13 protein-coding genes are annotated in these 12,573 nt (G+C 63.7%); 12 read left to right on the top strand and 1 reads right to left on the bottom strand.

All coding sequences use genetic code 11. From position 1 onward, the window contains the following. Positions 1 to 35: 35 nt before the first annotated feature. The gene (locus tag SKA58_RS16980) at positions 36 to 1,325 is read right to left on the bottom strand and encodes a sulfotransferase family protein (protein WP_037543846.1); all 1,290 of its coding nucleotides are present in this window, start codon (positions 1,323 to 1,325) and stop codon (positions 36 to 38) included. A 151-nt stretch (positions 1,326 to 1,476) separates the two neighbouring features. Between SKA58_RS16980 and SKA58_RS16975 the strand changes: the two genes are divergently transcribed. The 12 genes from SKA58_RS16975 (at position 1,477) to SKA58_RS16920 (ending at position 12,565) form a co-directional block, all read left to right on the top strand. Then, on the top strand, positions 1,477 to 2,355 hold the full coding sequence (locus tag SKA58_RS16975; protein ID WP_009823719.1) for a helix-turn-helix domain-containing protein: 879 nt from the start codon (positions 1,477 to 1,479) through the stop codon (positions 2,353 to 2,355). A 121-nt stretch (positions 2,356 to 2,476) separates the two neighbouring features. Further along, complete coding sequence (locus SKA58_RS16970; RefSeq protein ID WP_009823718.1) at positions 2,477 to 3,268, top strand: SDR family NAD(P)-dependent oxidoreductase; 792 nt, start codon at positions 2,477 to 2,479, stop codon at positions 3,266 to 3,268. A gap of 63 nt (positions 3,269 to 3,331) precedes the next feature. Next, positions 3,332 to 3,844, top strand: coding sequence for a VOC family protein (locus SKA58_RS16965; protein WP_009823717.1), 513 nt, complete (start codon positions 3,332 to 3,334; stop codon positions 3,842 to 3,844). Between the two features lie 4 nt (positions 3,845 to 3,848). Further along, a complete protein-coding gene (locus SKA58_RS16960) occupies positions 3,849 to 4,613 on the top strand; it encodes a tyrosine-protein phosphatase (protein WP_009823716.1) in 765 nt (254 codons plus the stop codon). A gap of 106 nt (positions 4,614 to 4,719) precedes the next feature. Further along, on the top strand, positions 4,720 to 5,913 hold the full coding sequence (locus SKA58_RS16955) for a DUF1214 domain-containing protein (protein ID WP_037544032.1): 1,194 nt from the start codon (positions 4,720 to 4,722) through the stop codon (positions 5,911 to 5,913). Positions 5,914 to 5,924: 11 nt separating this feature from the next. Next, positions 5,925 to 6,380, top strand: coding sequence for a nuclear transport factor 2 family protein (locus tag SKA58_RS16950; RefSeq protein WP_009823714.1), 456 nt, complete (start codon positions 5,925 to 5,927; stop codon positions 6,378 to 6,380). A 54-nt stretch (positions 6,381 to 6,434) separates the two neighbouring features. After that, positions 6,435 to 7,523, top strand: a complete 1,089-nt coding sequence (locus tag SKA58_RS16945; RefSeq protein ID WP_232209472.1) for a TIGR03857 family LLM class F420-dependent oxidoreductase — start codon at positions 6,435 to 6,437, stop codon at positions 7,521 to 7,523. Between the two features lie 2 nt (positions 7,524 to 7,525). Then, the gene (locus SKA58_RS16940; protein ID WP_009823712.1) at positions 7,526 to 8,656 is read left to right on the top strand and encodes a phosphotransferase family protein; all 1,131 of its coding nucleotides are present in this window, start codon (positions 7,526 to 7,528) and stop codon (positions 8,654 to 8,656) included. A gap of 124 nt (positions 8,657 to 8,780) precedes the next feature. Further along, positions 8,781 to 9,968: a sulfotransferase family protein gene (locus SKA58_RS16935; RefSeq protein ID WP_009823711.1), complete on the top strand. Its 1,188-nt coding sequence runs from the start codon at positions 8,781 to 8,783 to the stop codon at positions 9,966 to 9,968. A gap of 25 nt (positions 9,969 to 9,993) precedes the next feature. After that, complete coding sequence (locus SKA58_RS16930; RefSeq protein WP_009823710.1) at positions 9,994 to 10,770, top strand: SDR family NAD(P)-dependent oxidoreductase; 777 nt, start codon at positions 9,994 to 9,996, stop codon at positions 10,768 to 10,770. After that, positions 10,767 to 12,035 carry a hypothetical protein gene (locus SKA58_RS16925; protein WP_009823709.1) on the top strand — a complete coding sequence of 423 codons (1,269 nt, stop codon included), beginning with the start codon at positions 10,767 to 10,769 and terminating at the stop codon, positions 12,033 to 12,035. Before SKA58_RS16930 ends, SKA58_RS16925 begins: the two co-directional genes overlap by 4 nt. Then, complete coding sequence (locus SKA58_RS16920) at positions 12,032 to 12,565, top strand: VOC family protein (RefSeq protein WP_009823708.1); 534 nt, start codon at positions 12,032 to 12,034, stop codon at positions 12,563 to 12,565. Before SKA58_RS16925 ends, SKA58_RS16920 begins: the two co-directional genes overlap by 4 nt. Positions 12,566 to 12,573: the final 8 nt, after the last annotated feature.

Genomic DNA, 12,573 nt, shown 5'->3' with positions numbered 1-12,573 from the left:
TTTCTATCCTGTCGAAAGGCAGGTCATGAACTCTGCTATTTCACCTCGACCTGCACCGGGAACCGCTCGAAATAGAAAGCGAACGGGCGGCGCAATTCCTCGCCGGTCACATGGAAATCGCGCTCCAAATCGTAGACGATCTTGCCCTTGGCCTGCTCGCCATGTTCGGCCAGATAGTCGTGCAGGTCGGCTAGAGCCTCATCGGTCAGCGGGATGCCGGCAATGCGATAAATCTCCTTCAGGATCGGATCAGGATGCCTGATCCAGTCATGAAAATAGACGTCGATCGTCTGGTCGGGGGGCAGGATGTCGCGATCCCGCACGCAGGCGCGGAGCAGCTTTTCATAGCGGTCGGGCCAGTAGCCGAGCGGCTCTTGAATATCGATCGTCTTGCGGAACATGCGCGCCGCATAGCTGTACATGGTGAGCTGGGACCGGATGGACCCGACCGGATCGCGATGGGTCAGGACGAAGGTAGCGTCGGGAAAGGTCTTATAGAGGGCGGGCAACTGCTCCATATGCTGCGGGCATTTAATGACCCAGCGGTTCGGTCCGTTCAGGAAGGTCAGGACCTGGAGGCCCTTCTTCAGATAGGCATAGGTGCCCGACTGGTCGTGGCTCAGATAATAGTCGCGCCAGCGCGGCACATGCGCCAGCCACTCGATCAGATAGGAGGAGAAATCGACCGCCTGAAGCTCGATATCCTCGCTGATATGATCGGGCGAAAATTCGTGCATGATCGCCATATAAGGCAGGATGGATTCCATCATCCGCCAGCCCTGTTCCGCCTTGGTCCAGCGCGGATTGCTGTCCTCGTCCGTCGGGGTTTCGTCCGGGGCGGGAACCGGCGCGATCGCTTCCCACCAGGGCAGCGAGCGGAAGCGGCGATCGGCCGACAGCAGGCCGAGCAGATGCGTCGTGCCCGATCGGGGAAGGCCCGCGACGATGATCGGCCGGTCGATCTGGATGTCCAATATCTCCGGGTGGCGCTTCACCATGTCCTCGATCCGCAGGCGGGTCGCGGCGAAGCGGATCATCATCTGGAACAGGTTGGCGCGCGTGACGGCGGATGCGTTGTCGTCCTCGTCCACCGCCTGGCACCAGACGGCCAGCCGCTCGCGAAAATCCTCCGCGCCGAAATCCGACAGCCCGGTCTGCGCCTGCGCCGCAGTTAGGATTGCGGTCGGCTTCAGCACGATCTGGTCCGCCACCGCTTCGGCCCCGGCGATTACCTGCTTCTGGACATCGGTTAGCACGGGGTGATGCAGGTCGGTAATGTCGATGATGATACGGCTCGCGGCCTCTTCCTGCACGGCACTGCCCATGCTGCTCTCCTCTTTTCGATGCGCCATCTAGAAGCGCGGACCCTTTCTTCCGCAAGGTGCGTAGCCATAGCCGCTGCGCCAAATGGTCCCCAAAAGCGCCATGCTATGCAGCGATGGTATCGCGACAGGCGAAACTGTTCGGAGAGGTTGGATGAACGCTGTTTCCCACGTCTATGATCTGCCCGTCACGCCGACCATGGAATGCACGGTCCGGGGTCGGATCGCGCTGCCCGGCGTCGTAATGGAATTGCATCATTATCGCTTCCGCGGCCAGCAGGGCGGGGTCTTTTCGTCGCCGCGCAGCTTTCTCGATTTTGCGCTATCCCCTCGCCCGGGTCGTCCTTGCGGCGGTTATGGCGGGATGGAACAGGGCAGGGCCAGCGCCCTGGGCGACGTGCTGTTCGTTCCGGCGCGAAGCGAACTGCATACCGAGTGGGGCGAGGGTGAGCAGACATCCATATGCTGCGGCTTCGACGGGATGGGCTTCGATCATGACGAGCCGGACCTGTCGAGCGACGCGTTGCAGGCCTCGCTCGACGTGCGCAGCCCCGCCGTGCGCGAAGCTCTGCGGAGCATTGCGGGCGAGATTGCGCAACCCGGCTTTTGCAGCGAGATACTGACGCAGGCGATATGGCTTCAGGCCGCGATCGAATTGCAGCGCTATCTGCGCGGTTCGGTGCGCGCTAGCGATACGAGGGGAGGGGGCATGTCCCGTACTCAGCTTCAACGCATCGACGATCGCGTCGAACAGCCGGGGAAACCCCCGTCCGTCGCCGAACTCGCTGCCGAATGCGGCCTTTCCACCCGCCATTTCTTCCGCCAGTTCAAGATCGCCACAGGGCAGACGCTCACCCGCTACGTCGCCGACCGCAAGATCAGCCGGGCGAAGCAGTTGTTGCGTCAGGCTAGTCCGGCGATCAAGGTTATCGCCTGGGATTGCGGCTTCGACAGCCCGGCCGCCTTTTCGGCGGCCTTCCGCAAGGCGACCGGACTGACGCCGCGGCAATTCCGAGAGGGCGTGATGCATTGAAGCCAAGGCCGTTTCGCGATGGCATTGGCACGATCGAGAAACTGGGGCCGCTTGTTCATCGGCCCGGTCGCCAGCAATGTTGCGCCAAAGCGCCGCCGCCGTTCGAGCGGCCATCGGGAGAATGGACGTGACGGAAAATCTGTTCGATCTGAGCGGCAAGGTGGCGCTGGTCACGGGCGCTAATTCGGGGCTGGGTTTCGGCTTTGCCCGTGGCCTTGCCCGTGCCGGCAGCGACGTCATCCTCTGGGGGCGGCGGGCCGACAGGAATGAAGAGGCGGCGGCGGCGTTGCGAGCGCATGGGGTGCGGGTCTTCGCCGATGTCGTCGATGTGTCCAGCGAGCCCGCGATCGTCGCCGGCTTCGCCCGCGCGCTCGATGCCATGGGCCGGGTCGACACGGTGGTCGCCAATGCGGGCATTGCCAGCCGGGTGCCGTTCACCGACATGGACGTCGCCACCTATCGCAAGCTGATCGACGTCAATCTCGACGGCGCCGTCTTCACCCTGCGGGAGGGCGCGCGGCACATGAAGGCGCGCGCGGAAGCCGGCGACCCTGGCGGTTCGCTGATCATCTGCGGCAGCGGCTCGATCTTCCAGGGCGTGCCGACCATGGCCCATTACGGCATCGCCAAGGGCGCGCTCAACGCCCTTGGCAAGGCGCTGGCGGCCGAACTCGGTCCGATCGGCGTGCGCTGCAACGTCATCGCGCCGGGTTTCATCGAAACCGAAATGACATTTGCCGATCCGGAGGTCGGCAAGATGATCGCAGACGTGGTCTCAGCGAAGGCCCCGCTCGGGCGGGCGGGCAAGCCGTCCGATCTGGAAGGCGCGGTCGTCTATCTCGCGAGCGATATGGCGGCCTACCACACCGGCGACACACTGGTCGTGGACGGCGGCAAGATGTCCGCCAACTGACCGAGCGGCAGGTGCCGCGCCGGGCTTTTACGGCCTGACTGTCGATATTAGCAGGAGATATGCATGTTCGCCCGGCCCCACAGCCAGCATTGCCAGGTCGCCTATGTCACCAACGATCTCGACGCGGCGATGGCCACGCTCAAGGACGCTTATGGCACACCCGGCTTCTTCGAATTATCGAACATCCAGCCCGGCGAAGATCCGACCGGCAAGCCAGTGCTCAAGATCGCGCTGGCGGTGGTCGGCGGCGTCGAGGTCGAACTGATCGAGCCGGTGGGCGACACGGCCCCCTTGTTCAGCGATTTTCTGCCCGAGGGCAACGATCTGGCCATTCGCTTTCATCATGTCGCGACCCGGATCGACGGACCGCTTGCCCATTGGGACGCCCATGTCGCTTCGCTCGACCTGACGCGGCACCCGGTCGTGTTCGAAGGCGCGCTGGGCGACTCGCTGCGCTATATTTACACAGACGAGCGCGCGACGCTGGGCCATTATGTCGAGCATGTCTGGATGGCGCCCGGCCTTCTGGCGCAGATGCGTGCCGTCGTCCCTACCTATCCGCCCGTGAAGGACTGACTGTATGACCATCGCCCTGTCCCGCCTCAATTTCCGCGACATTGGAGGCCTGCCGACCGCGGACGGAGGGCAGGTCCGGTCCGGCATCCTGTTCCGCTCCGAAGGGCCGGCGAGTTTCTTCGAGGATCATCATGCGGAGCTGTCGGATCTGGGCTTCCGCTCGGTGGCGGACCTCCGATCGACGATCGAAAGGGATGCGGCGCCGCATGGCTGGTGCGGCCCGGATTGCCGTATGCTCGACCTCGACATGAACACCGACCTGCGCGCGCAGGGCGAGGACATGTGGCTGTCGCTCGGTCGTGAGCCGACCGCCGCGCGCGCCGTCGAGGTGATGACGCACAATTATGGCCTAATGCCGCAGGCCTTTCTGCCACACCTGTCGCGGATGGTCGATGCGCTGCTGGCGCAGGACACGCCGATGCTGGTCCATTGCACCGCAGGTAAGGACCGGACCGGCGTCGTCGTCGCCCTGTTTCTCGACCTGCTCGCCGTGCCGCGTCCCATGATTATGGAGGATTATCGCAAGTCCGACATATTCGGCCAGAATCTGCGCGTGTCGGGTCATCTCAAGCGCGATCTGCAAAACACCTTCGGCTTCGTGCCGCCCGACGACATGGTGGCCATCCTGATCGGCGTTCAGGATGATTTTCTCCTGAGCGCGCTCGATATGGTCGCGACGCGATGGGGCGGCATTGAAGGGTATTTCGAGGCGGCAGGCGTCGACGCGGAACGGCGTGCTGCGCTGAGGCAATTGCTTGCCACAGACTAGGCGGGAAATCTGCGCTGGGCTGCCAGCCGTCCTCGCCGGGCTTTTGCTGCCGGGCGGGATCGCCCGGGCGTCCGCCGTCGACCGGAAGAATATGGTGGAGAATGAGATGAGCGACAACGGCATTTTCGAATGGGAAGATTTGCTCGACCAGCTTCGTCCGCTGGGCCAGTTGATGCGCGATCGTATCCCGGAAAGGTTGCGCAGCGATCCCCGCGTCATGCAGGAATCGATGCGGCTGCTGTTGTCGGGCGTGCTGCGCACGAGCAACGACGCGATCATGCATGATCGCAGTCACCCGATCTTCGTACCCGAACTCAATATCTGCCAGAATATCTTTCAGCCCAATGCGGACACCATTTACAAGGCGGCGCTGATCGAAAAGGGCGGCACCTATCGCATCCGGGGCGATCGCGGCACGACACGAATGATGATCCTGGCCCAGCTCGGCCCGGACACGCTGCGCACAGGGCAGCATCATCCCGCGCAGGACGCCAATGATTTCAACGATCTGCATATCGGGGCTGACGGGACGTTCGATGTCATCCTCTCACCGACCCGTCCGGCCGACTATGATGGCGACTGGTGGGAACTGAAACCCGCGACCGAGAAGCTGATGGTTCGGATCGTCGCCTGCGACTGGGGCGTCGAGCGCGAACCGCGCTTCGGCATCGTGCGCCTGGACGCCGATCACGCCGCCAAGGGACGCCCCACGCTGGCGCAACTGGCGCATCGCTTTGCCGAAATTCCCGCCACGGCCGCCGTCTGCGCGCTGGCCTTTCCAGACAAGGTGCAGAAGCTGCGCGACGAAGGGCTGATCAATACGCTCAAGGTGGTCGACTTCTCACAGATGACCGGTCTTGCCCGACAGTCCTATTATGAGGGCGCTTACGAACTCGCCGATTACGAGGCGCTGATTACCGAGGTGAAGATCCCCAAGGAGGTCGACTACTGGTCGCTGATACTGACCAACGAACTTTATGAGACGACCGACTGGTATCATAACCAGTCCAGTCTCAACGCGGCGCAAGCCGTGCTCGATGGCGACGGCTATTTCCGTGCGGTCATTTCCGCGCGCGACCCTGGCGTCCACAATTGGCTGGACACGTCGGGTTATGCCAGCGGCGCGGTACAGGGGCGCTGGTTCAATACCGACGAGCGGCCCACACCGACGATGAAGAAAGTCAAGCTGGCCGACGTGCGCAGCCATCTGCCCGCCGATACCGCGCTGGTGACGCCGGACGCACGCGCGGAAGCGATCCGCGAACGCACCCTCCGCGCGCACACGCGCATCATCTGGTGATGGAGGACTAAATGAGCGAAGAACTGACCAGGTTGCTCGACTATGAAGCGATCCGCAACGTGAAGGCGCGCTATTGCCGCTTTCTCGATACCAAGGACTGGGACGGATTTCTCTCTCTGTTCACTCCCGATGCGGTGCTGGACGTCGAGGAGGATACCGGCAACCCGCCGATGAGCGGGCACGCCGCGATATTGGAGCAGGTGCGCTCCGCGGTCATCGATGCGCGGTCGGCGCATCAAATCCACTCCTCGGAGATCGACCTGCGCGGCGACGAGGCGGACATGATCACGGCGATGCAGGACCGGGTGGTCTGGGCGCCGGGCAAATGCCCGATCCCCGGCGGCCAGTCGATCACCGGTTTCGGCCATTATACCGAACGCTATGTGCGTCGGGACGGTCAGTGGAAAATCGCGGCGCTCAAGCTCACCCGCCTCTATGTCGAGGTGCACCCCGGACCTGTCGTTTGACAGGTTGCCAATGCTCCTCCCAACGGCAATGCAATGGCAAATATTTGAGAGGACATGGGAATGACGGAAGCGGTGGAACCGGGCGCACGGGCGCTTTTCGACAAGTTCGGCACCTATATTCTGCCAGGCCGCGTCAACGATCCGCGTCGCGGCATCGACGAAGCGAAGGAAGCGGAGCGCATCGGCCTTGGTTGCGTGTGGATTTCCGAACGCTATGCGCTCAAGGAGCCGGCGGTGCTGGCGGGCGCGGTGGCCGAGGCCACGTCGAAGATTCGCATCACCGGCACCATGTATGCGACGATGCGCCATCCGCTCGTCACCGCCAGCGTTGCCGACATGATGCAGGCGATGAGCGGGGATCGGTTCCGCCTGATGTTCGCGCGGGCCGTGCCGGCCTATATGAAAATGCTCGGTTCGCCGCCGATCACCATGGAACGGCTGGCCGATCTGATCTCGATCTGTCGGCGTCTCTGGGCGGGCGAGAAGATCAATTATGAGGGCGTGCTGGGCAAATTCCCCGCCATCAGCCTCACCGATCGTCATGGCGGCACGCCGCCGCCGATCATCTTTACCGCGATCGGTCCCAAGAGCCTGGAATTTGCCGGCGAACATTGCGACGGCGTGCTGCTGCATCCCTTCGTGTCGGCGCAGGGGGTGAAGAACAGCGCGAAGATTGTCCGCGACGCGGCCGAAAAGGCCGGCCGTGATCCCATGTCCGTGCGCATCTATCACAATATCATCGTCGCCCCGGACCTGCCCAAGGAGGAGGAGGAGGCCGTCGTCGGCGGCCGCGCCATCACTTATTTCGAACTGCCCGGCTTTGGCGACCTGATCGTCGACATCAATGGATGGGACACGAAGGTGCTGGAGGATATCCGCGCCCATCCCAAAATCGCCGGCCTCAACGGCAAGCCGGCGGATCAGGCCTATACACGGCAGGAACTGGTCGATGTCAGTCGTCTCATTCCGCAGCAATGGCTGGATGAAGGCGCTGCCGTGGGGACCGCAGCCCAGTGCGCCGACCAGCTAATGGCCTTTCTGGACGCGGGCGCCGATGAAATCCTGCTGCACGGCTCGTCGCCCAAGGATATGGGGCCGCTCACCACAGAACTGAAGCGCGCGCTGGCGGGGAAGGGGCTGTAATCATGGAATTGCTGACCCCCGATCGTCTCACCGTCCAGTTACAAGACTGGCTGGCGGGCGAAAAGCCCGAATGGCACGACATTCGCGTTCGCCCGCTCGATGTGACGCTGGGCGCAGGCTTTTCGGCGGACATCTTTTTCGTCGACGTCGACTATGTCGATCCGGCCGGTCCCCAGAGCCAGACGCTCGTGGTTCGCCGTCAACCGATGGACCTGGAAGTGGTGTTCGGCAGCAGTCTGGCGCTACAGGGCAAGATGATGGCGGCGCTCGATGCGCGGGGCGACCTGCCCGTCCCGCCCTGGATCGGCATGCATCTCGACCCCGATATTCTCGGCCTGCCTTTCCTCGTTATGGGCAAGGTGGAAGGGGAATGCGCCAAGCAGAAGCCCAACTATAATTTGGAGGGCTGGCTGGTCGAGATGAGCCCGGCGCAGCGACGGCAAAGCTTCACGAACGCCGTCAACGCCTTTGCCAGCCTGGCGAAGATCGACTGGCGCGATGGCTTTGAATTTCTCGCCCAGCCTGAAAATGGGCAGCCAGGGCTTGATCAATATGTCGGCGCGCTCGAAGCGTGGCACAAGGCGGCCGGCCGAGGCCGCGCCATGCCCATCGTGGATGCAGCCATGGCCTATGTGCGCGCCAACATGCCGGCCGTTGCGGGGGTGAATGTGCTGTGGGGCGATCCCACGCCATCGAACGTGATGTTTTCCGCCGATGGTCAGGTCAACGCGCTGATCGACTGGGAACTCGCGGCGCTGGGACCGGCCGAGCTTGACCTCGCCTGGTGGCTCTATTTCGACGATCTGTTCGGCCGTCGCTTCGGCATCACTCGGCTGGAAGGCCTGCCGACCAGGGACGAGACGATCGCCATCTGGGAAGCGGCAAGCGGCCAGAAGGCCGGGCATCTCGATTACTATGACATCGTTGCGGCGCTCCGTATGGCGCTGGTCGCCGTGGGCGCCTTCGACCGGCAGGTCGGCATCGGCAATATCCCCGCGACCAACAAATCGCTCAACGACAATTTCATGACCCTGTATCTGGCTGAAAAGCTGGGGCTGCCTATCCCCGAACTCGGACCGGATTTCGTAGTCTTCATGAAGAATCTAACGCCGGTGGAAGACAAGGCGGCCTGAAAACGGGCCGCTGCGTGTAAAAGCGAATTGCCCGCTTGACCGATGCCCCAATCAATAAATATACAGTGTGGAATAATAAAATGGAGAGGTGAGTCATGCGGCAGTGGCCGGTCGAAGGGCATTCATGAAAAGCGCTGTCGCAGAGCGCGCGCCGCTTTCCGCCGATGCACTGATCGCGGAAGCGCGCGCCGTGACCGGACTGTCGGACTTTGGATCGGACCTGTCCTTCATGACCGGCTTTCGTCGGCTGGTCGATGCAGTCGAGGCGATGGACCCGTCCGCCCAGTTACGCGAGACCGCGCATCACAAAATCGTCGGCCTGCTCGCGACCCGGCTGCGCTTCGCCGAAGACGAACGGCTGCATCCTGACATCGTGGCGCAGGATGTGGGCGACCCGCTGATCGTCTGCGGCCTGCCGCGCACCGGGACGACGATCACATACGACCTGCTTTGCCTCGATCCGGCGGCCCGGGCGCCGCGCGAATGGGAATGGTATATCCCCTGGCCGGCGCCGGAAATATCCAGTTTCGACAGCGATCCGCGCATCGCGCAGGTGCAGGCCATCTATGAAAACTGGCTGAAGCACGCGCCGCAACTGGCCGACATCCAGCGGATGGATTGCACCCAGCCGGGCGAGTGCAACCATGGCATGATGCTGCATTTCGCCAGCACCAATTTCCCGGCCGAACTGGGCGTGCCCGCCTTTGCCCGATGGCTGCAGGACGTCGTGCCAGAAGGGCAATATCGCACCCACAAGCGGATGCTCCAGCACTTCCAGTGGAAAGGGCCAAGGGGCCGTTGGACGCTGAAATCGCCGCAGCATCTCATGGACCTGCCGGGCCTGGTGGAAACCTATCCGGGCGCGATGCTGGTGTGGACGCATCGCGATCCGGTGCTGACCCTTTCTTCGCTGTCGAGCATGATCGCCGGCTTCTTGGCCGCGGTCGGCGGCGCCAATGATCTTCAGGCGATCGGCCGCTCGGTCGTCGATACCTGGTGCGCGGGGTTGGCGCGAGCGACGCAGGCCCGTGCCAACGATGCAGCGATCGAGGGCCGCATCCTGGACCTCGCCCATCGCGATATCGTCGCTGACCCGATGGCGACGATTGAGCGCATCTACGACCGGTTCGGCCTGCCATTCACCGACCCCCATCGTGACCGCATCGTGGAGTTCCTGACGAACAATCCTGCCGCCAGCCGCCTCGGTAAGCACAGGCACAGCCCCGACCAGTTCGGCATCGATCCGGGCGAGGTGCATGAACGGCTCGCCGACTATTATGCGCGCTACGGCCATCTGTTCGACCGCGCCTGACCCCCTATCTTCTGGAGTATCCAGCATGAGTGTTCTCGACCGTTTCCGCCTCGACGGGCGCACGGCCATCCTGACCGGGGTCGGGCCGGGCGTCGGCGAACATGTCGCCAAGGCCTATGCCGAATTGGGCGCCAACGTGGTTCTCTCGGCCCGCTCGCAGGACCGGCTCGACCGGATTGCGGCAGAGATCAACGCTCGCGACGGCGGCCGGGCGATCGCCATCGCCGCCGACGCGGGCGAGAAGGGCGATCTTGAACGGCTGGTGGCGGGCGCGCGCGCCGCCTTCGGTCCCATCCATATCGTGTTCAACAATGCGGCGGCGGGCGTCGTCTATGCCGCAGATGGCGGGCTCTGGGCGAACACAGATGAAGTCTGGAAGACAGCGATGGACGTCAACGTCATGGCGACCTGGCGTCTGACCGAACTGACGGAGGCCGATATGAAGGCGCATGGCAAGGGCAGCATCATTTCGGTCCAGAGCTGCGGCGGCTTCACGCCGATCCCGCCCGCCGTCGCCTATGGCGTGTCGAAGGCGGCGCTGCTTTTCCTGGTGCGCGAGTTGGCTAAGACGCAGGCGCCGCACACCAGGATCAATTGCCTGTGCGTCGGATCGATGAGCCCGGACGGGCAAGAGGCCGCGATCCACAAAGGGCTGGGCCTTGCCGAGCGCAACGCGATCAAGCGTTTCGGCGCGGCGGACGAGGCGGTCGGCGCAGCGATCTTGCTGGCGGGGGATGGTTCCAGCTACACGACCGGCAGCACCATCTTCACCGAAGGCGGCCGGGTGGGGACCATTTCATGACCGCGAACCCTCTCTGGACCGACGATCAGGCAGCGGCGGAAAAGCTGGCGCTGCGCCTCATCGAACGGCCTGACATCCGTGCCGCGCGCGAAGAAGCGCGCCTCATGCTGCTCGCGGACCCGCTCGCAGGCGCGCTCGACGGACGGTTGGGGCTGGATCGGGCGCTTGATCAGTGGGTGCTGGGACTGGCCATGCGCGAAGCCAATGGCGATCCCGCCGATCCCAGGGTCGTGTGGAATATCAGCAATGCCCCGCGGCGCTGGTTCGGCCATATCTATCCGGGCGCGGCGGTGGCGATCGACAATCCCGACAATTTCAACCGCGAGATTCCAATCGACGGCGACGGGCGCTATGCCGTCGACATCCGCTTTTCCGCCGATCCACCGCAGTTCAGCATCGTGGCCGAGGTCGAACCGGCGCATCATGCGGGACTGGGACGCAATCTGGGCGCGCTGACGCTCCAGCAACTCAAGCCCTTCTGCGATGCCGACGGGCAGGTGACTGTGACGGTCGGCCCGCAGGAGGGCGGCGCGACTCATTTACGGACCGAGCCGGGCGCACGAATCCAGGTCTATACTCGCGACAGTCAGCGCGACTGGCGGCAGGTGCCGGCGCAGGTCAGCGTCCGTCGCCTCGATCCGCCAGCCGACATGCGTCCGCGCGACGAGGAGGAGATCGCCCGGACCGTCGTCGCCGACCTGCCAGCCTGGGTCGCCTTCTGGTCGGGGTTCAAGAATGATTTTCTCGGTCATCCCGAACCCAACCGGCTGATCGGACCCAATGGCCGCGACGGGGGCTGGGGCTATCTGGCTGGCGGGCGTTTCGCCCTTGGGGAAGGGCAGGGGTTGCTGGTGACGATCGATCCGGGGGGCAGCTATTATACCGGCATCCAGATTGCCGATCCGTGGACCATCTCCCCCGATCCGATGCTGCGCCTGGTCAGCCTCAACAGCGCTCAGGTCACGCCAGCGACCGATGGCATGATCAGCTATGTGGTGGCGGGCGTCGATCCAGGCATCGCCAACTGGATCGATACGGCAGGCCTTGAAGAAGGTTGGGTGCTTCTGCGCTGGCAGGGCGTACCCGACGGCGCCGATCCCGCCCGCTTCATCCGCGACGTGCGCGTCATCGATCTTGTGGCCATTGATCGCGACTTGGACGCAAGGGTGCCCCGGGTCGACATCGCCGCGCGGGGACAGCAGTTGCGGGACCGCGCGCGCCAGCATGGCCTGCGAACCCATGGCGCGAGCTGGGGAGATGCATGATGCAGCCCAAGGGCTCTATACTGGAATTGTGCCAGGTGGTGCGCGACATGGAGCTTGCCTTGGATCACTGGACGCGGGTCATGGGCGCGGGGCCGTTTTTCGTGTTCGACGTGCCCGTGCTGCCGGGCCAGATCTATCGCGGCGCGCCAACGCAGGTGGCGATGAAGGTCGCGTTCGGCTTTTCCGGCGGATTGCTGATCGAACTGCTCCAGCAGACCAATGACGGACCTTCGGTCTTCACCGAAATGCTCGACCGTTATGGTGAGGGCTATCATCATGTCATGCTGCGCATTCCCTATGACGACGGCGTGGCGCGGCTGTCCGGCGAGGGCTATGCCATGGCCTTCAGCGGCCGGATGCCGTCGGGCGAGCGTTTCGCGTTGTTCGATACCCGCGAAGGCAATGGCGGCTATGTCGAACTGATGGAGATTTCTACCGCAATGGAGGCATTGCTCGACCGGATGCACGCCGCTCATTGCGCGTGGGACGGGATCGATCGCCCCGTCCGGTCCATCGCCGACCTCGGCTGAATCTGGGG

Source organism: Sphingomonas sp. SKA58 (assembly GCF_000153545.1).
In the GTDB taxonomy this organism is placed as follows: Bacteria; Pseudomonadota; Alphaproteobacteria; order Sphingomonadales; family Sphingomonadaceae; genus Sphingobium; species Sphingobium soli.
Note: the sequence above shows the minus strand (reverse complement) of the source record. Positions and strands in the feature narration are given on the sequence as shown.